Below are 18,985 nucleotides of genomic sequence, written 5' to 3'. Positions count from 1 at the left end.
CGCCGGTCCGGGTGTCTCCCGCCTCTGTCAGACCAGCTACCCGGGGGGTCGGCACCGGAAACGGCGGGCCGGTGCCGGAGACGACGGTGGGCCGGCGCCGCAACCGCGGCACCGGCCCACCGGGGCGTACGCGTCAGGCGAGCGCGGCCTGGGCGTCCAGGGTGACCGCGGCGGCGTGCACGACGGCGGCGATGCGCAGCCCCTCGTGTACCTGCTCGCGGCTGAAGCCCGCGCCCCGCAGGGTCTTCTCGTGCGACTCCAGGCACACCCCGCAGCCGGTGATGGCCGAGACCGCCAGGCACCAGAGCTCGAAGTCGGCCTTGTCCACGCCCGGCCTGGCGATGATCTGCATCCGCAGCCGCGCCGGGATCGACTGGTACTGCTCGTCGCCGATCAGGTGCTTGGCCCGGTAGTAGACGTTGTTCATCGCCATGATCGCGGCGGCGCCCTTGGCCGCCTCGACCGCCTCCGGCTTCAGGTGGGTGGCCGCCTCGGCGGCGATCTCCCGCAGCACCACGGGGTTGCGCGCCGCGACGGCGCAGGCCAGGGCGGTGCCCCACGCCTGCTCCGGCTTCAGCGTGCTGGTGGCGATGGTGGAGCCGAGGTTGAGCTTGATGTCCTTGGCGTACTCCGGCAGAGCCGCCTTGACGGCGTCCAGACCCATGGTCAGGCCCCGGCGCCGGCGAGGAGCTTGGTGGCGTCCAGGGTCTCGCCGCCCTTGTTCCAGTTGCACGGGCAGAGCTCGTCGGTCTGGAGGGCGTCGAGCACCCGCAGCACCTCGGAGACGTTGCGGCCGACGGAACCGGCGGTCACCATGACGAACTGGATCTCGTTGTCCGGGTCGACGATGAAGGTGGCCCGCTGGGCCACGCCGTCCTCGCCGAGCACGCCGCAGGCGGCGGTCAGCTCGCGCTTGACGTCGCTGAGCATCGGGAACGGCAGCTCGCGCAGGTCGGGGTGGTCCTTGCGCCACGCGTAGTGGACGAACTCGTTGTCGACCGACACGCCGAGGACCTGGGCGTCCCGGTCGGCGAACTCCTCGTTCAGCCGGCCGAACTCCGCGATCTCGGTCGGGCAGACGAAGGTGAAGTCCTTCGGCCAGAAGAAGACGACGCGCCACTTCCCCTGGTGGGACTTGTGGTCGATCGACTCGAACGCCTTGTCGGCGTCCAGCGACACGCAGGCGGTGAGTTCGTACTCGGGGAAGCGGTCACCGACAGTGAGCACAGGTCCTCCTTGACAGCGGCACGAAGGCCGGTAACTGGATCAATTCCAGATACTGCCGTAGTCCGGTTTCGGCCGGGTGGCGGCCAGGTGACTTGTGAAGTCGATCACCGGCGGCGGGTTGTGCCGGCGGGGCTGCCGGCGATGCGGTATCGCGACCCTCCGCCATCGTCCCGCCATGTGGATTGCGCCTCCCAGAACCAGGGGTCGGATGGCAGAGTGGCGACCGTGACCAGCACCCACCCGATCATTCGCACCTAGCGCGCCGGCCTCCCCCTCCGCCGAGCGCGCAGACCTCCCGCATCCGCGGGGGGTCTTTTTGTTGCTCTGAGAAAGGACTCCCTGATGACGTTCCAGGTCTACGACACCACGCTGCGCGACGGCGCCCAGCGTGAAGGGCTGAGCTACTCGGTGGTCGACAAGCTCGCGGTGGCCCGGCTGCTCGACGAGTTCGGGGTCGGCTTCATCGAGGGGGGCTGGCCCGGCGCGGTGCCGAAGGACACGGAGTTCTTCCGGCGGGCGCGCACCGAACTCGACCTGAAGCACGCGCTGCTGGTCGCGTTCGGGGCCACCCGGCGGGCCGGGGTGCCGGTCGCCGACGACCCGCAGGTCCGCGGGCTGCTCGACGCGCAGACGCCGGCGGTCGCCCTGGTCGCCAAGGCGGACCTGCGGCACGTCGAGCGGGCGTTGCGCACCACCGCGGCGGAGAACCTGGCGATGATCCGCGACACGGTGACACACCTGGTCGCCGAGGGGCGGCGGGTCTTCGTCGACGGGGAGCACTTCTTCGACGGCTACCGGTCCGACCCGGCCTACACCGCCGCCGTGGTGGAGACCGCCCTCGCCGCCGGCGCCGAGCGGGTGGTGCTCTGCGACACCAACGGCGGCATGCTGCCCTCCCAGGTGACCGCCGCCATCGCCGAGCTGACCGCGCGGCTGGGCGTCGGCCCGGAACTGCTCGGCATCCACTGCCAGAACGACACCGCCTGCGCGGTCGCCAACACCGTCGCCGCCGTGGAGGCGGGCGTACGCCACTTCCAGGGCACCGCCAACGGCTACGGCGAGCGCCCCGGCAACGCCGACATCTTCGCCGTGGTCGCCAACCTCCAGCTCAAGCTCGGACTGCCCGTCCTACCGGACGGCTGCCTGGGGCAGATGGTGCGGGTCTCCCACGCCATCGCCGAGATCGCCAACATCGCCCCCGACACCCACCAGGCGTACGTCGGGGCCGCGGCCTTCGCCCACAAGGCGGGGCTGCACGCGAGCGCGATCAAGGTGGATCCGCTGCTCTACAACCACGTGGACCCACAGGTGGTGGGCAACGACATGCGGATCCTCGTCACCGAGATGGCCGGCCGGGCCAGCGTCGAGCTCAAGAGCCGCGAGCTCGGCCTGGACCTGGCCGGCCATCCGGAGGCGCTCTCGCGGGTCACCGGGCGGGTCAAGGAACTGGAGGCCGGCGGCTGGTCGTTCGAGGCCGCCGACGCGTCGTTCGAGCTGCTGGTCCGCTCGGAACTGGACACCGCTCCCGCCAGGCCGTTCGCGCTCGAGTCGTACCGGGTGCTGGTCGAGCACCGGGAGGACGGGTCGGTGGTCTCCGAGGCGACCGTCAAGATCCGCGTACGCGGGGAGCGGGTCATCGCCACCGCCGAGGGCAACGGTCCGGTCAACGCCCTGGACGAGGCGCTGCGGGCGGGGCTGGCGCGGCACTACCCGGAGCTGCGCGACTTCGTGCTGGCCGACTACAAGGTGCGGATCCTGGAGGGCACCCACGGCACCGGCGCGGTGACCCGCGTGCTGCTGGAGACGGTCGACGGCGCCGGCCGCGACTGGACCACCGTCGGCGTGCACCCCAACGTCGTCGAGGCGTCCTGGCACGCCCTCGTCGACGCGCTCACCTACGGCCTCGACCGCGCCCGGGTCTGAAGCCGTCCCGGCCACCCGTGCCGCCAGGTCGGCCCGCCAGTGGCCGGCCTGGTCCAGCGCGTACGGGGCCGACGGGTGCGCAGCCCGCCCAGTCGTACCGCGGCCCAGGCGGCCCCCGGTGCCACGCCGGCCCGGCAGAGCGCGGTGCGCAGTCGCGCCGCCCGGTGGCCCGTCCCCCGCTTCGGGGCCTCGACGAGCACCGCTGGAGGGTGGCGCCTCCGTACCCTAGCGGCGGGCCCCGAACGGGTGCCACGCGGTGACGCGAACGGCCCGCCCCGCGCATTCGTGAATGACTGAGCGCTCGCTTCTCACAATTTTCGAGCATCGGCCGCAGCTATTAACAAAACGTGATCAACTATTGACGCCCTGCTTTTTCCGGTGCTACCTTCCAGTGGGTTGAGACGTCGAAACTCTGAGTAGTAATCCCAGCTCAGAGCTGGTGGAAATCGTTGAGACGACAACATCCAGGGTGCGGCCTGAGATGCGGGATCCAGGCGGTTGTCGCTCATTTTCCCCCGACCCACGAAATGGAAATCAGCCGTCCCTCGATCGGTGGGACAGGCCGAATCCGCTCGGTCAACAAAAGGGAGACCCTGTCATGACCACACTCTTCCGACGCAAGGCGGTGGCGGTGGCGTTCGCCGCGCTGGCGCTCACCCTGGCCGGGGGCGGGATCGCCGTCGCCCAGCCGGCGGCCCAGGCGCCCGCCGAGGTCGCCCAGTCGGCCGTCCGTCAGCCCGGCACCGGTGGCCAGCCGACCGTGACCCCCGCCGAGGCCCGCAAGGCCAAGGCCGCGCTGGCGCAGGGCCCGTCCGCGCTGGCGACCGCCCCGGGCACCGTCGCCTCCGCCGTCGTCTCCAGCGGCGGCGCCCTGCTCCGCGGCTCGCCCGAGGCGGTCTCCGCCACCCGGTACGGCCCGGGTCAGTACCAGGTGCTGTTCAACTACAACGTCTCGCTGAAGACGTTCGTCGCGACGATCGGCACCACCGACCCGTACAACGTGCCCCCGGGAGGCGAGATCTCCGTCGCGCCTCGGCTCCAGACGCCGAACGCGGTCTTCATCCAGACCCGCAACTCGGCGGGAACCGCCGCCGACCGGCCGTTCCACCTGGTCGTCGCCAACTGAACACCCGCTGACGACGCCGGCCCCCACCACGTGCGGGGGCCGGCGCCGCGCCGTCCCTGCCAGGCCGGGAAGCTCGTCCCGGTTCGGGTCCCCGAGGGCCGCCCCGGCGCCGATAATCCGACGTTTGTCCGACCGCCGGCCCGGGAAGCAAGCACCGTGACGGACATCTCGGACACCCTGGCCAGCCTGCCCAGCCCGGCCGATCCCGATGCGACCACGGTCGACCTGGAACAGACGCTCTTCGAGGTCAAACGCGTGATCGTCGGGCAGGATCGGCTCGTCGAGCGCCTGCTGACCGCCCTCGTCGCGGACGGGCACTGCCTACTGGAGGGCGTGCCCGGGGTGGCCAAGACGCTCGCCGCGCAGACCCTGGCCACCGTGGTGGGCGGCAGCTTCTCCCGGATCCAGTTCACCCCGGACCTGGTCCCCTCCGACATCGTCGGCACCAGGATCTACCGGGCGTCGCGCGAGGACTTCGACATCGAGCTGGGCCCGGTCATGGCGAACCTGGTGCTCGCCGACGAGATCAACCGGGCCCCGGCCAAGGTGCAGTCCGCCCTGCTGGAGGCGATGGCCGAGCGTCAGGTCTCGATCGGCGGGCACAGCTACCCCGTACCGGATCCGTTCCTGGTGCTGGCCACCCAGAACCCGATCGAGTCGGAGGGGGTCTACCAGCTGCCGGAGGCGCAGCGCGACCGGTTCCTGATGAAGGTCGTCGTCGACTACCCGAGCGACGCCGACGAACTCGCCATCCTCTACCGGATGAGCGCCGACCGGCCCGTCGCCCGGCGGGTGCTCGACCCGCAGCGACTGCGCGACCTCCAGGCCCGGGCCGCCCACGTCTTCGTGCACCACGCGATCGCCGAGTACGTCGTCCGGCTGATCTTCGCCACCCGTGACCCCGGCCGGTTCGGCCTGCCCGAGATCGCCCCGCTGCTCGCGTACGGGGCCAGCCCCCGGGCCACCCTCGGCCTGGTCCGCGCCGCGCGGGCCCAGGCGCTGCTGCGCGGGCGCGAGTACGTGCTCCCCGAGGACGTCCGCGAGCTGGCCGTCGACGTGCTCGCCCACCGGCTGGTGCTCTCCTTCGACGCGGTCGCCGACGGGGTGGCCGCCGAGGCGGTGGTCCGGCGGCTGGTGGAGGCCGTACCGCCGCCCCGCGTCGCCACCGGCCACCCGGAACACGCGGCAGACCTGGCGGCGGCATGAGGCGGCGCGGGGCTCCCGCACCGGCCCCCGAGCCGACCGCGCCGGGACTGGCCGACCTCACCGGCGACCGGCGCCTGCGCCGGCTGGAGCTGACCGTCACCCGCCGGCTCGACGGGCTGCTGCACGGCCGGTACCGCGGCCTGCTGCCCGGGCCGGGCAGCGAGACCGCCGGCAGCCGGGAGTACCGCCCCGGTGAGGACGAGGTACGGCGGATGGACTGGGCGGTGACCGCCCGCACCACGGTCCCGCACGTGCGCGAGGTCGACGCCGACCGGGAGCTGACCACCTGGCTGCTGGTCGACGCGAGCCCCAGCATGGAGTACGGCACCGCCGAGCTGGACAAACGGGAGCTGGCCGTGGCGGCCGTGGCGGCGGTCGGCTTCCTCACCGGCGGCATGGGCAACCGCCTCGGCGTGCAGGTGCTCGGCCCGGCCGGGCTGCGCCGGTATCCGCCCCGCAGCGGGCGTACCCACCTGCTCGGGCTGCTCCGGGCCCTGCTGACCGCCCCGCGCGTCGGCGGCCACGACGGGGACGACCCGGCGCCGGCGGGCCCCGGCCTGGCCGACGGGCTCGCCGCCGTGCACCGGGTGGCGCTGCGCCGCGGCCTCGTCGTGGTGGTCTCGGACTTCCTCGACGGGCTGCCCGACGACCCTCGGCAGGCACCGTCCTGGGAGGCGTCCCTGCGCCGCCTCGCCGTGCGGCACCAGGTGCTCGCCGTGGAGGTCACCGACCCCCGGGAGCTGGAGCTGCCCGACGTCGGCCTGGTCACGCTGGTCGACCCGGAGACCGGGCGGCGGCGCGAGGTCTGGACCGGCGACCGCGCGCTGCGCGAGCGCTACGCCGCCGCCGCGACCGCCCAGCGTGAGCAGGTACGCCAGGCGCTGCGCCGCAGCGGGACCACGCACCTGCCGCTGCGCACCGACCGGGACTGGGCCGCCGACATCGTGCGGCACGTGCACACCCAGCGGCGGCTCGCGGCGGCCCCGGCCCGGGCGGCCCGGGGAGGTGCGGCGTGATCTGGCAGTCGCCCGTCCGGCTCTGGCTGCTGCTCGGGGTGCTCGCCCTGGCCGCGGGCTACCTGCTGATGCAGCGCAGACGCAGCCGGTACGCCGTACGCTTCACCAACCTGCGGCTGCTCGACCGGGTCGCGCCGCACCGCCCCGCCTGGCGGCGGCACGTGCCGGCCGGGCTCTTCCTGGCCATGCTGGCGCTGCTGGTGGTGGGCTTCGCCCGGCCCACGGCGGAGGTGCGGGTGCCCCGCGAACGGGCCACGGTGATGGTCGCCGTCGACGTCTCCACCTCGATGCTCGCCGGCGACGTGGAACCGGACCGGCTCAGCGCCGCCAAGGAGTCCGCCCGGCGCTTCGTCGACGGCCTGCCGGACGAGTTCAACGTCGGGCTGGTCGCGTTCGCCGGCAGCGCGGCGGTGCTGGTGCCGCCGAGCACCGACCGGGAGGCGCTGCACGAGGGCATCGAGCGGCTGGTCGAGGGGGCCACCGGGGTGCAGGGCACCGCCATCGGGGAGGCCATCAGCACCTCGCTCGGGGCGGTGAAGGGCTTCGACAACCAGGCGGCGAAGGACCCGCCGCCGGCCCGGATCGTCCTGCTCTCCGACGGGGCGAACACCTCCGGCATGGACCCGATGGAGGCGGCTTTCGAGGCGGTCGACATGAAGGTGCCGGTGCACGCCATCTCGTTCGGCACCCCGAGCGGCACCGTGGACCGGGGCGGGCGACCGATCCAGGTGCCCGTCGACGGGCAGACCCTGCGTGCGGTCGCCGAGGAGACCGGGGGCGGGTTCCACGAGGCCAGCAGCAGCGACGAGCTGCGCGCCGTCTACGACGACATCGGCACCTCCGTCGGCTACCGCACCGAACGGCAGGACGTCTCGGCCCGGTTCATCGGCCTCGGGCTGGTGTTCGCCATGGGCGCCGCGGCCGGCTCGATGCGCTGGTTCGCCCGGCTGCCCTGAACCCGTACGGCCACCGTCGAGAAGGACACGTGAGGAGCGTACGCATGGCAGTGCAGACCGGGCTGGGCGAACCGCGCGGCCCCTGGTTCATCTCGCCGGGGCTGGATCCCGACGGACGGCCCCGGTCAGACGGGACCGGACCGGACGGTCCTGGGGCCCGACGGCGCCCGTACGGACGGTTGCTGACGGCGCTGGCGGTGGTGGCCCTGTCGACCGCCTCCGGCGCGGTGGCCGGCGGCGTCGTGGCCGGCCGCGACGAGGCTCCGGGCCCGGCGGCGGCCTCGGCGGCCCCGGTCCCGGCGGAGCTGGTGACCGCGGCCGGGAAGACCGTGCCGGGGGTGGTGTCGGTGCTCGTGGGCGGGGCCCGCGGCGCCTCGGCCACCGGCTCCGGCTTCGCCGTCGACGACCAGCAGCACATCATCACGAACGACCACATCCTGGCCAGGGGGCGCGGCGGCGCGGTGACGGTGGAACTGCCCGACGGGCGGCGCTTCGCCGCCGAGGTGGTCGGGCGGGAGGCGCGCAGCGACCTCGCCGTGCTGCGGGTGCCGCCGTCGGCCGGCCTGGCGGCGCTGCCGTTGGCGAAGCCGGGCTCCACCCGGGTCGGGGAGCCGGTGCTGGCGGTCGGTTCGCCGCTGGGGCTGCCCGGCACCGTCACCGCCGGCATCGTCAGCGCCCTGGACCGGCAGGTGCGCCTCGGCGACAACCGGCACACCGCCGTGCAGACCGACGCCTCGATCAACCCGGGCAACTCGGGCGGCCCGCTGGTCAACGCCCGCGGCGAGGTGGTCGGGGTGAACACGGCCATCGCCACGATCGACGGCAACGGCTCGATCGGCATCGGCTTCGCCATCCCCATCGAACAGGTGCAGCAGACCGCCGACACGATCATCGGAAAGGGCGGCTGAGCTGCGCGTACACCCGCTCGGGCGGCCCGGAATGTGAAAACCCGCGACCCCGGACGGGCGGCAGGGGCGTTAGCCTCGGGGAGTGGACGACGGACTGCGGGTGAACGACCGATGGACCGTGCCCGCCGCCGAGCTGCGGGAACGCTTCTCCCGCTCGTCCGGGCCCGGTGGTCAGGGCGTCAACACCACCGACTCGCGGGTGGAGCTGAGCTTCGACCTGGCCGCCTCGCCCGGCGTGCCCGGGCCGCTGCGGGAGCGGGCGCTGGAGCGGCTCGCCAACCGGCTGGTCGACGGTGTGCTCACCGTCACCGCCAGCGAGCACCGGGCGCAGCTGGCCAACCGCGAGGCCGCCCGGGAACGGCTGGCCGCGCTGCTGCGCGAGGCCGCCGCCCCGCCACCCCCGCCCCGCCGGCCCACCCGCCCCTCGCGGGGCGCGAAGGAGCGCCGGCTGGCCGAGAAGAAGCGCCGGTCACAGCGCAAGCGCGACCGCCGCGTCGACGGCGACTAGGCGTGTCTCAGAAGTGGCGGGGCGGCAGGAAGACACCGGTGTGGTACCGAGCGGGTGGACCGGGCCGCCGTCGTCGAGATCCGGCGCAGCCGGTCACGGCCCATGAAGCCGGTCACGGCCCATGAAGCAGGCGGTGGCCGGGCGGGCTGGTTCACCCGTTGGTCGTCGACAGCAGCCGGTCGCACTCGGCGACCAGTCGCGCCCGCAGCGGCGCGGCGCGATGCGCGAACTCGCGCTGCCGCGCGACGTACTCGGCCTTGCCCTCAGGAGTCTCGACGGCTACCGCCGGTTCCCCGTAGGAGGAGAAGTCGTACGGGGACGCCTGCATGTCGAGCAGCCGGATGTCCCTCGCCAACTCGAAGCAGTCGAGCGCCAGGTCCCCCGGAACCGCGGGGCCCAGCTTGGTCGCCCACTTGTGGCAGTCCATCGAGGCATGCAGGCAGCCCGGCTGGTCAAGCTCCACCTGGCTCTCCCTCGTCGGTCGGAGCCGGTTGAGGCCAACCGCGTCAGGGGTGAAGAACCGGAACGCGTCGAAGTGCGTGCAGCGGATCTGGTGGGACTCGACCACCGCGTCGGTTCCCTCCTGCCCGAGCCGCAGGGGGAGTGGATGCCGATGCTCACGCTGGCGGTACACCATCGCCCACTCGTGCAGGCCGAAGCAGCCGGTGAAGGCTGGTCGTGACGAGATGGCGGACAGCAGTCGACGGATGAAGCGCACCGACTCGGCCCGGTCGGCGAGGAACGCCGCGACGTCGAAGCTCACGATCCCGTCCGCGTCCGTGGCATACCAACGCCACTGCCGGTGTGGGGCGGAGCCGTGCGGTCCCGGTTCCAGGGAGATGCCCACGCCGGGGTGCCACCGTCGGAGCACGGAGGGCCGGGTGCCGTAGTAGTCGTACAGGAAGTCATCGATCGCGTGGCGTTCCCTCGTGGCCTTACGGGCGCGGTGGCCTGCGGTGAGGGAGTCGGCGCGCTTCTCGTGTGCTTCCAGGAGGGGGAGCCAGCTTGCGGCGGGGATGCTGGTCAACGGTCCGGACCTTCGAACCCGGCGGCGGTCACGGATCCCAGGGTACGACCGCCGCCCGGCGCCCGATCAGGGCACGTCCACCCGGACCCCGGCGGAGAACACCCCGCTGCGCAGCTCCAACTGCTGCGGCGGCGCCTGCCCGTGGACGGTGAAGACCAGGGGCAACACCGTCCGGCTGCCGGCCGCCATCGGCTGGGCGAAGACGTCGCGGCCCTCGTTGGCCGCCCGCGTGGCCTGCTCGTCGGTGCTGACGAAGTTGCCGTCGGGCAGGTACGCCCGTTGCAGCCGGCCGTGCCAGCTCTGCTGCTCGGGGGTCAGGTTGCGTACCCCGACCGTGGCCTCGCACTGCCGGGCCGCCGTGCCGGGCTCGCAGGCGACCCGGTACACGGTGAACTCGAACGCCGACTCGCGCAGCGGCTCGCCGACGGTGCCGTTGACCCCCTGGCCCAACCACGCGCCCCTGGTCGGCTGGCTGCCGGTGTCGACGGCGGCGACCTTCCGGGTGGCCGTCCAGGCGGCGGTGCCCACCGTACCGGCCAGCACCACGGCGGCCACCGGGACGATCAACCAGACGGACGGCTTGCGGCGGAGCTGTTCCGGGCGCGGTGCGGCCGGACGCGGGTAGAGCGTCCCCGGTCCCTCGCCGGTCAGGGCCGCCGCGACCGGTCGCCGGCGCCGGCGCCAGGTCCAGGCCCCGCCCACCGCGAGCACCGCCACCGTGGCGAGCCCCGCCAGCAGCACCGGCGTCCGGCGCCACGGCGGCGCCTCGGACCGCTCGGGCGCCGAGGCCGGCGCACCCGCGGCCCAGGTCGCGGTCGCGCAGTCGTACGGCCGGCTGCCGTCGCGGGTGAACGCGCAGGCCGGCGCGGTCAGCGGCCGGGCCGGGGCGGCGGTGGTGAGCGCCGTGCCCAGGGTGGTGGTGCTGCGCGCGGGCAGTTTCAGCTGCCAGGTCACCTCGGTGGCCGACTGCCCGGCGCTCCGGGTGGCCCGGCCCCCGTCGGTGATGGCGGTCGCCGAGGCCCCGGGTGGCAGCTCCTGCCGGACCATGGTGTCCACCGGCGTGCCGCCGCTGTTGCGGACCTGGATCCGGTAGCGCGGTGCCGGCGAGCGCTCCGGCACCACCGCGACCGTGACCGGCGGTTTCGCCACCGGCGGGGCGGCCCGGGCCGGGGTGGGCACCGCCGGCGGCGCCGACGGCATCGCCGGCTCCGGCGTCGGCGCGACCGCCGGCGGTGGCGGCGCGGCTGCCGCCGGCGGTGCCGCCGCGGGCAGCGTCGCCGGCACGGCGGCGAGAATGCCGAGGCAGTGTACGAACACTGCGAGGGCCCTGTGGTGTCGTGTCGATGCAGGCATACGAACGAACCTCCGGAGCCGACGCTAGGCGCGGGGCGACACCGGGCGGGTACGAAGTCGCGAACTCGGCCCGGGCGATCGGGCGGTGCCGTATGGTGCGCCGCCCGGTGTCCGGGGTGCGGCGCTGACCCCGGCCTACGAGCCTCGGCCGGGTCGCGGACCGCCGGGGCTAGATTGGCCTGGTGCGTATCGCTCGTTTTGCTCATGCCAAGGGAATGTCGTTCGGGGCCGTCGAGGGCGAGCCGGAGGCGGGCCCGCAGGGCCTGACCGTCGCCGAGATCGAGGGCCACCCGTTCGGCCAGCTCACCTTCAGCGGCGCCCGTTGGGCGCTGTCGGACGTCCGCCTGCTCTCGCCGATCCTGCCCAGCAAGGTCGTGTGCGTCGGCCGCAACTACGCCGAGCACGCCGCCGAGCACGGCAGTGAGGTGCCGAAGGAGCCGCTGCTCTTCCTCAAACCGTCCACCTCCGTGATCGGTCCCCGGGACGCCATCCGGCTGCCGATCTTCTCCAAGCAGGTCGAGCACGAGGCCGAGCTGGCCGTGGTGATCGGCGCGCCGGGCGCCCGCCGGGCCGACCGGGCCGCCGCGGAGCGCGCCATCTTCGGCTACACCTGCGCCAACGACGTCACCGCCCGGGACCTCCAGCGCTCCGACGGCCAGTGGACCCGCGCCAAGGGCTTCGACTCGTTCTGCCCGATCGGGCCGTGGATCACCACCGGGCTCGACGTCCGCGACGTCGAGATCCGCTGTGAGGTGGGTCGCAACCCCGAGGAGATGGAGGTCCGCCAGCTCGGCCGGACCCGGGACATGGTCTTCGACGTGCCGGCCCTGGTGTCGTACGTCTCGCACGTCATGACGCTGCTCCCCGGCGACGTGGTCCTCACCGGCACGCCGGCCGGGGTTAGCCCGCTCCTGGACGGGGATACGGTCACCGTGCGGATCGAGGGGATCGGGGACCTCACCAACCCGGTGGTACCCGTCGCCTGATCCGCGTCGAGGCCCTGTTTCCGCAGGCCACATGCTGTTTGGGGGGGCTCGATTTGGCCTGTCGGCGCCGGGAGGGTAAGGTTTGATCCCGGCACCGCAAGGGGCCAATGGGGTATGGGGTAATTGGCAGCCCGACTGATTCTGGTTCAGTTAGTCTAGGTTCGAGTCCTGGTACCCCAGCGCAGCCGAGGTTCGAGAGATCCTCGCGCGCTGGATCTCGTAGGAGATGGCTCCGGTTCCCGTCAGGGGATCGGGGTTCTCTCTGGTAGAGTCCAGCGGCACCGCTCCACAGAGCGGTGCCGCGAGCAGGTTCTGGCCCCGTCGTCTAGCGGCCCAGGACGCCGCCCTCTCAAGGCGGTAGCGCCGGTTCGAATCCGGTCGGGGCTACGTTTTCGAACGGCCCGTTCCACTCCGGTGGGGCGGGCCGTTTCGCGCGCCTCGTCCCGCATGCCCTCGTTCCGCATCGCCCGAGCCGCGCGCCGTGCCTGCGTCCACGCCATGCCCCGGGCCGCACGCCGTCCCTCGAGCGCGTCCGCGCTGTGCCCCGGTCCTGCGTCCGCGCCGTCGATCGGTCGCGGCTGGCCCGGTCGCAGTCGCCCGGCGCTGGTCGCCCCGATTTCCGTCTCCGGAGGGGACGCCGCTAGACTACAGCGGCACCGCCCGGAAGGGCGGTGGAAGCAGTGAGGTCTTGGCCCCGTCGTCTAGCGGCCCAGGACGCCGCCCTCTCAAGGCGGTAGCGCCGGTTCGAATCCGGTCGGGGCTACGTTTTCGAACGGCCCGTTCCACTCCGGTGGGGCGGGCCGTTCGCATTGCCACGTCCACGACCCCCACCAGGCCCGGCACCCGTCCCACCCCCCCCCGGTGAGGGGCAGTGGGGCAGGCGGGTGGGTGGGTGTGGTCAGAGGCCGGAGAGGCGTTGGCCGGCTCGGACCACGGCCATGGCGTGGCGTTCGCCGGGACGGCGGCCCAGCCGCTCGATGGGGCCGGAGATGCTGATCGCGGCGATGACCCGACCGGTGCGGTCGCGGATCGGCGCCGAGACGCTCGCCACACCCGCCTCGCGTTCGGCGACGCTCTGCGCCCAGCCGCGGCGGCGTACCTCGGCGAGGGTGCGGCCGGTGAACTTGGACCGGGGCAGCAGTGGCATCACCGCCTCGGGCGGCTCCCAGGCGAGCAGGATCTGTGCCGCGGAGCCCGCCGTCATCGGCAGCACCGAGCCCACCGGCACGGTGTCGCGCAGGCCGCTGGCCCGCTCGGCGGCGGCCACGCAGATGCGCTCGTCGGCGCGGCGCAGGTAGAGCTGGGCGCTTTCGCCCGTCGCGTCCCGCAGCGCCGCCAGCAGCGGCTCCGCCGCCGTCAGGAGCACGTCCGGCGCGGCGTTGGCGAGCTCACCCAGGCGCGGGCCGGGACGCCAGCGCCCCTGGGTGTCCCGGACCAGCATCCGGTGGATCTCCAGCGCCTGCGCCAGCCGGTGCGCGGTGGCCCGGGGCAGCTTGGTGCGTTCAACGAGTTCGGCCAGGCTGGCGCCGTCGACGCAGGCGGCCAGGATGACCACCGCCTTGTCGAGAACGCCGACACCGCTCATACTGTGTCCCACAAGCCGAAACTTACCTCCCAGAATTTAGGATGTCCAGATGGTGGGAGTCACTACTACCGAGCCGAGGACCCTGGCCGAGAAGGTCTGGGACGCGCACGTCGTACGGTCCGCCGAGGGCGAGCCCGACCTGCTCTTCATCGACCTGCACCTGCTGCACGAGGTGACGAGCCCACAGGCCTTCGACGGGCTGCGCCTCGCCGGGCGCCGGGTGCGCCGCACGGACCTCACGCTCGCCACGGAGGACCACAACACCCCGACGGGGTACGCCGACCCGTCGTTCCGGCAGCGGCGCGGCGACCTGCTCACCATCGCCGACCCCACCTCGCGTACGCAGATCGAGACGCTGCGGCGCAACTGCGCCGAGTTCGGGGTGCGGCTGCACCCGCTGGGCGACGAGAACCAGGGCATCGTGCACGTCATCGGCCCGCAGCTCGGCGTCACCCAGCCCGGCATGACCATCGTCTGCGGCGACTCGCACACGGCCACCCACGGCGCGTTCGGCGCGCTCGCGTTCGGCATCGGCACGAGTGAGGTCGAGCACGTGCTGGCGACCCAGACGCTGCCGCAGAGCCGGCCGAGGACGATGGCGGTGAACGTCACCGGGCAGCTCGCCCCCGGGGTCACCGCCAAGGACCTGGTGCTGGCGTTGATCGCCCAGGTCGGCACGGGCGGCGGCCGCGGGCACATCGTCGAGTACCGCGGCGAGGCGATCCGGTCGCTGTCCATGGAGGGGCGGATGACGATCGCCAACATGTCCATCGAGTGGGGCGCCAAGGCCGGCATGATCGCGCCGGACGAGACCACCTTCGCGTACCTGAAGGGGCGGCCGAACGCCCCGAAGGGCGCCGACTGGGACGCGGCGGTCGAGTGGTGGCGGACCCTGCCCACGGACGAGGGCGCGACCTTCGACGCCGAGGTGAGCCTGGACGCCGACGCCGTCACCCCGTTCGTCACCTGGGGCACCAACCCCGGCCAGGGCGCACCGCTGGGCGCGGTGGTGCCCACGCCGGAGGAGTTCGTCACCGAGGCCGAGCGGGCCGCCGCCCGGCGCGCGCTGGAGTACATGGACCTGCGCCCCGGCACGCCGCTGCGCGACCTCGCGGTCGACGTGGTCTTCGTCGGCTCCTGCACCAACGGTCGGCTGGAGGACCTTCGGGCCGCCGCCGACGTGCTGCGCGGCAACCGGGTCGCCGACGGGGTGCGGATGCTGGTCGTGCCCGGTTCCGCCGCCGTCCGCGAGGCGGCCGAAGCGGAGGGGCTGGACGCGGTCTTCACCGACGCCGGCGCCGAGTGGCGCTTCGCCGGCTGCTCCATGTGTCTCGGGATGAACCCGGACACGCTCTCGCCGGGCCAGCGCTCCGCCTCCACCTCCAACCGCAACTTCGAGGGCCGCCAGGGCCGGGGCGGACGCACCCACCTGGTCTCCCCGCCGGTCGCCGCCGCCACCGCCGTGGCGGGCCGGCTCGCCGCCCCCGCCGACCTGTAGAAGGGCACCCAGATGGAGAGGTTCACCACCCACACGGGCACCGCCGTGCCGCTGCGGCGGTCCAACGTGGACACCGACCAGATCATCCCAGCCGTGTACCTCAAGCGGGTGACCCGGACCGGTTTCGCGGACGGCTTGTTCAGCGCCTGGCGCGAGGATCCGGAATTCGTGCTCAACGATCACGTCCATTCCGGTGCGTCGATTCTCGTGGCGGGTCCGGAGTTCGGCACCGGCTCCTCCCGGGAGCACGCCGTCTGGGCGCTGCGCGACTGGGGCTTCCACGCCGTGATCTCACCCCGGTTCGGCGACATCTTCCGCGGCAACGCCCTCAAGGAGGGGCTGCTCCCGGTCGAGCTGGAATTGGCAGCGGTCGAGGAGATCTGGGATCGGGTGGAGGCCGACCCGACCACCCCGGTCACCGTCGACCTGACCGCCCGCGAGGTGCGTCTCGGCGAGGCCACCTGGTCGTTCCCGATGGACGACTTCAGCCGCTGGCGGCTGCTGGAGGGCTTGGACGACATTGGACTCACCCTCCGCCACGCGGCGGAGATCAGTGCCTTCGAGGCCACCCGGCCGCCGTTCCTGCCCTCGGTCGTATAGCCGCAGGCCCGATCCCACAGCGTTTTCCGCCCCCGCCGGTGTCGCCGGTGGGGGCGAATCCGTTACGACACAAGGGCTTTTTTCCACCGAATGTTTGTGTCCCGGCAGCACAGGGCATACCGTGCGCGCAGAATGGCTCGCGTCGAGTCAGTTGCACAATCGGGAGGAAACCGTGAACAAGGCCGAGCTCATCGAGGCGCTCGCCGTTCGCCTGGGGGACCGGAAGACGGCGACGGCCGCGCTCGACGCGGTCCTCGCTGAGGTCCAGGCGGCGGTCACCAAGGGCGAGAAGGTGGCGATCACCGGATTCGGAGCGTTCGAAAAGCGTGTCCGGGGCGCCCGAACAGCGCGCAACCCGCGGACCGGCGAGGCGGTGAAGGTCAAGAAGACATCCGTCCCGACCTTCCGTCCCGGCGCAGGGTTCAAGGAGATGGTGGCCAGCGGCAAGGTGCCGAAGGCCACGGCGGCGGCGAAGAAGACCACCGCGGCCGCCGCCAAGACGACGTCCGCCGCCAAGTCCACGGCGGCGGCCAAGACGACGGGGGCGAAGGCGACCGGGGCGAAGGCGACCGGGGCCAAGGCGGCGGGGGCGAAGGCGACCGGGGCCAAGACGGCGGGGGCGAAGGCCACCGTGGCCAAGGCGACCACGGCGACCACGGCGGCCAAGAAGGCTCCCGCGGCGAAGGCGGCCAAGACCAGCGCGGCGAAGAAGACCGCGACCGCCAAGGCCGCCCCGGCGAAGAAGACCACCGCGGCGACGAAGGCCACGGCGGCGAAGAAGACCGCCGCGACGGCGAGCAAGAGCACGGCGGCCAAGAAGGCGCCGGCCAAGAAGACCGCGACCAAGAAGGCCGCGACCAAGCGCTGAGTCGAGCGGTACGGCGAGGGCGTCCACCGGCCGGTGGACGCCCTCGCCGTACCAGCCCTCCGGTCGTTGACCGGGACCGTGCCCCGCCCGCAGAATCGCCGCACCCCTTCCGGTCGGCGAAAGGCAGCCCCGGTGCGCTACCGCCATGTCACCACCGTCACCCTCGCCCTCGGCGTCGTGCTCCTGGTCGACGTGCTGCGCGTCTTCCTGCCGGCGGTCATCACCATCTTCGGGCAGGCCGCGTCGACCCCCGCCGAACTGCTGGGGGCGTTCGCGGTCGGCTGGTTCCTGCTCGCCCTGGCCGCCCCCGCGCTGACCCGCCGGGTCGGCGTCCGCCCCGTCACGCTCGCCGCCGCGGTGCTGCTGGTCCTGGCACGCCTCGCCGTCAACGGCCAGCCGGGCGGGCGGCTCCAGCTCTGGCTCGCCACGGCCGGGCTGCTCGCGGGACTGGTCTGGCTCGCCGGCGCCGCCGCCGGCACCGACCGCCCCGTACCCGGGCTGGCGCTCGGGCTGGCGGTCGGCGCCCTCATGCACACGGCGCTGGACACGTACCGCTCCGCGTTCTTCGGGGACTGGCCGGCGTGGCTCGCCGCCGTCGCGGTGGCGGGCCTCTTCCTGGCGGGGCAGACGCGGCCCACACCGCCGGCCGGGGCGGGCGGCGTACGGAGCTGGCTGCTGGCCGGGCCGGCGTTGCTGCTCGCCGGCATGGTGGCGCTCTCCCCCGCGGTGGCCCGGACGGCGACGTCGTACCAGTTCGGGCTGCTGCACTCGGACCCCGGCGACGAGGTGGGGGTGGCCACGGTGCCGCTCGTCGGCGCCGCCCCGCTCGCCGTGGCCGTCGGCGGCTTCCTGCTCGCCGCGCTGGCCCCGCCCCGCCGTGGGGCCTGGCGGTGGCTCGGGCCGGTGGCCCTGGTCGGCGGGGCCGTCCTCGTCGCCCTCGAACGCGGGGAACTGCTGCTGCCGGCCGTCCTGCTCAGCGCCGTCGGCCTCGGCGCGTGCCTGGCGTCGGCCGGCGCGGCCGACGGCGGGACCCGGGGCGGCACCGGCGCCACCGGCGGCCCGGGGCCCGACGGCGGCGGGCAGGATCCGGCCCAGGACGGCGGCGGGCAGGACCCGGCCCAGGACGGCGGCGGGCAGGACCCGGCGCGGGCGGCTGCGCGGCGCGGGTACGCCGCCGTCGCCGGGATGCTGGTCTTCGCCGTCGCGACGGTGGCCTACTACGCCGCGTACGACCTCGGCCACCCCAACGCCGGGGTGCCGGTGGCGGTGGCGGCGCTGGTCGCCGCCGTCGCGCTGGCGACCCGGCCCACCCCTTCGCGCGGGGCCCTCCGACCGGCCGGGGGAGGCGGCGGATCGGGCCGTCCGGTCCCGGGCCCGCTCCCGTCGCCGCTGCCGCCGGTGTGGACGGCCGCGTCGGCCGCCGTACTGACGCTGCTGGCCGCGATCGCCAGCGACGAGCTGCTGTCCGCGACCAACCGCGACGGGCCGCCGGAGACGGTGCGGGTGGCGGCGTACAACGTGCGGATGGGGTTCGGGATCCACGGCCGCTTCGACCCCGACGCGCTGGCGCGGGCCGTTGCCGGGGCCGACGTCATGGCGCTCAGCGAGGTGGACCGGGGCTGGCTGCTCAACGGCGGGCACGACACGCTCGACCTGCTGGCGGAGCGGCTGGACATGCCGTACGTCTTCGCGCCGGCCGCCGATCCGCTCTGGGGCGACGCCGTGCTGAGCCGCTGGCCCCTGGACGCGGCGCGGACCCGGCCGCTGCCGGCGGTCGGCGCGCCCACCGGGGCGCAGGCGCTCGGGATCACGGTCGACTTCGGCGAGGACGTCCGCCTCGCGGTGGTCGCCACCCACCTGCAACCGCCGCCCGGCGGGGACCCCGTGGTCCAGGCCCGCGCGGTGGCCGACTTCGCCGTCCGGTACGCGGCCGGCCGGCCCCTGGTGGTCGCCGGCGACCTGAACACCGAGCCGGGCGACCCGGCGTTCGCCGAGTTCACCCGGGCCGGTCTGGTCGACGCGTTGGCCGTCGCCCGTCCCCTGCCGACCAGCCCGGCGGACGCCCCGCGCCAGCAGATCGACCACGTCTTCGTCACGCCCGACCTGGCGGCCGACGACGCGGCGGCCCGGCCCGGGACGGCCAGCGACCACCTGCCGGTCGCGGTGACCCTGACCCTGCCCCCGACCTGAACCGCTTG

17 protein-coding genes and 3 tRNA genes are annotated in these 18,985 nt (G+C 73.9%); 15 read left to right on the top strand and 5 right to left on the bottom strand.

Annotated elements, in window-relative coordinates; genetic code table 11:
* Nucleotides 1–133 precede the first annotated feature (133 nt).
* Together KBX06_RS19400 and KBX06_RS19395 are read right to left on the bottom strand one after the other, a co-directional pair.
* Nucleotides 134–664 carry a carboxymuconolactone decarboxylase family protein gene (locus KBX06_RS19400; protein WP_210837009.1) on the bottom strand — a complete coding sequence of 177 codons (531 nt, stop codon included), beginning with the start codon at nt 662–664 and terminating at the stop codon, nt 134–136.
* A gap of 2 nt (nt 665–666) precedes the next feature.
* Nucleotides 667–1,227 (bottom strand): peroxiredoxin, encoded by a 561-nt coding sequence (locus tag KBX06_RS19395; protein ID WP_089001610.1) that lies wholly within the window; start codon nt 1,225–1,227, stop codon nt 667–669.
* 342 nt (nt 1,228–1,569) lie between these two features.
* On the opposite strand from KBX06_RS19395, the gene cimA reads away from it, so the two are divergent.
* The 7 genes from cimA (at nt 1,570) to arfB (ending at nt 8,870) form a co-directional block, all read left to right on the top strand.
* Complete coding sequence (gene cimA / locus KBX06_RS19390) at nt 1,570–3,150, top strand: citramalate synthase (protein ID WP_210837006.1); 1,581 nt, start codon at nt 1,570–1,572, stop codon at nt 3,148–3,150.
* A gap of 598 nt (nt 3,151–3,748) precedes the next feature.
* The gene (locus tag KBX06_RS19385; protein ID WP_210837004.1) at nt 3,749–4,276 is read left to right on the top strand and encodes a hypothetical protein; all 528 of its coding nucleotides are present in this window, start codon (nt 3,749–3,751) and stop codon (nt 4,274–4,276) included.
* 156 nt (nt 4,277–4,432) lie between these two features.
* A complete protein-coding gene (locus KBX06_RS19380; RefSeq protein WP_210837002.1) occupies nt 4,433–5,482 on the top strand; it encodes a MoxR family ATPase in 1,050 nt (349 codons plus the stop codon).
* Nucleotides 5,479–6,498 carry a DUF58 domain-containing protein gene (locus KBX06_RS19375; RefSeq protein ID WP_210836999.1) on the top strand — a complete coding sequence of 340 codons (1,020 nt, stop codon included), beginning with the start codon at nt 5,479–5,481 and terminating at the stop codon, nt 6,496–6,498. The genes KBX06_RS19380 and KBX06_RS19375 overlap by 4 nt, the downstream gene beginning before the upstream one ends.
* Nucleotides 6,495–7,454: a VWA domain-containing protein gene (locus tag KBX06_RS19370; RefSeq protein WP_210836998.1), complete on the top strand. Its 960-nt coding sequence runs from the start codon at nt 6,495–6,497 to the stop codon at nt 7,452–7,454. Before KBX06_RS19375 ends, KBX06_RS19370 begins: the two co-directional genes overlap by 4 nt.
* A 44-nt stretch (nt 7,455–7,498) precedes the next feature.
* Entirely contained in the window at nt 7,499–8,362 is an 864-nt protein-coding gene (locus tag KBX06_RS19365) for a S1C family serine protease (RefSeq protein ID WP_210836996.1), read from the top strand.
* Nucleotides 8,363–8,444: 82 nt separating this feature from the next.
* Entirely contained in the window at nt 8,445–8,870 is a 426-nt protein-coding gene (gene arfB / locus KBX06_RS19360; RefSeq protein WP_210836994.1) for an alternative ribosome rescue aminoacyl-tRNA hydrolase ArfB, read from the top strand.
* A 151-nt stretch (nt 8,871–9,021) separates the two neighbouring features.
* Here the strand turns inward: arfB and KBX06_RS19355 are convergent, their stop codons facing one another.
* On the bottom strand, nt 9,022–9,897 hold the full coding sequence (locus tag KBX06_RS19355) for a 3-methyladenine DNA glycosylase (RefSeq protein ID WP_210836991.1): 876 nt from the start codon (nt 9,895–9,897) through the stop codon (nt 9,022–9,024).
* Between the two features lie 66 nt (nt 9,898–9,963).
* The gene (locus KBX06_RS19350) at nt 9,964–11,250 is read right to left on the bottom strand and encodes a hypothetical protein (RefSeq protein ID WP_210836989.1); all 1,287 of its coding nucleotides are present in this window, start codon (nt 11,248–11,250) and stop codon (nt 9,964–9,966) included.
* Between the two features lie 182 nt (nt 11,251–11,432).
* Here KBX06_RS19350 and KBX06_RS19345 point away from each other — a divergent pair, with 182 nt between their 5' ends.
* From KBX06_RS19345 to KBX06_RS19330, 4 genes are all read left to right on the top strand, one after another.
* Nucleotides 11,433–12,236 carry a fumarylacetoacetate hydrolase family protein gene (locus KBX06_RS19345; RefSeq protein WP_210836987.1) on the top strand — a complete coding sequence of 268 codons (804 nt, stop codon included), beginning with the start codon at nt 11,433–11,435 and terminating at the stop codon, nt 12,234–12,236.
* A gap of 108 nt (nt 12,237–12,344) precedes the next feature.
* Nucleotides 12,345–12,416 (top strand) — tRNA-Gln (locus KBX06_RS19340).
* A gap of 134 nt (nt 12,417–12,550) precedes the next feature.
* Nucleotides 12,551–12,623 (top strand) — tRNA-Glu (locus KBX06_RS19335).
* Nucleotides 12,624–12,926: 303 nt separating this feature from the next.
* A tRNA-Glu gene (locus KBX06_RS19330) sits at nt 12,927–12,999 on the top strand.
* Nucleotides 13,000–13,134: 135 nt separating this feature from the next.
* On the opposite strand, the gene KBX06_RS19325 is transcribed toward KBX06_RS19330, so the two are convergent.
* Entirely contained in the window at nt 13,135–13,821 is a 687-nt protein-coding gene (locus KBX06_RS19325) for an IclR family transcriptional regulator (protein ID WP_013284529.1), read from the bottom strand.
* Between the two features lie 49 nt (nt 13,822–13,870).
* Here KBX06_RS19325 and leuC point away from each other — a divergent pair, with 49 nt between their 5' ends.
* The 4 genes from leuC to KBX06_RS19305 all read left to right on the top strand — a co-directional run bounded on the left by leuC (nt 13,871) and on the right by KBX06_RS19305 (nt 18,977).
* Complete coding sequence (gene leuC, locus KBX06_RS19320) at nt 13,871–15,319, top strand: 3-isopropylmalate dehydratase large subunit (RefSeq protein WP_210836985.1); 1,449 nt, start codon at nt 13,871–13,873, stop codon at nt 15,317–15,319.
* 12 nt (nt 15,320–15,331) lie between these two features.
* Complete coding sequence (leuD, locus tag KBX06_RS19315) at nt 15,332–15,919, top strand: 3-isopropylmalate dehydratase small subunit (protein ID WP_210836983.1); 588 nt, start codon at nt 15,332–15,334, stop codon at nt 15,917–15,919.
* Nucleotides 15,920–16,091: 172 nt separating this feature from the next.
* Entirely contained in the window at nt 16,092–16,787 is a 696-nt protein-coding gene (locus tag KBX06_RS19310) for an HU family DNA-binding protein (RefSeq protein WP_210836981.1), read from the top strand.
* A 132-nt stretch (nt 16,788–16,919) separates the two neighbouring features.
* Nucleotides 16,920–18,977: an endonuclease/exonuclease/phosphatase family protein gene (locus tag KBX06_RS19305; protein WP_210836974.1), complete on the top strand. Its 2,058-nt coding sequence runs from the start codon at nt 16,920–16,922 to the stop codon at nt 18,975–18,977.
* Nucleotides 18,978–18,985: the final 8 nt, after the last annotated feature.

Origin of the sequence: Micromonospora sp. C31 (assembly GCF_018070575.1) — a bacterium.
Classification (GTDB): Bacteria; Actinomycetota; Actinomycetes; order Mycobacteriales; family Micromonosporaceae; genus Micromonospora.
Note: the sequence above shows the minus strand (reverse complement) of the source record. Positions and strands in the feature narration are given on the sequence as shown.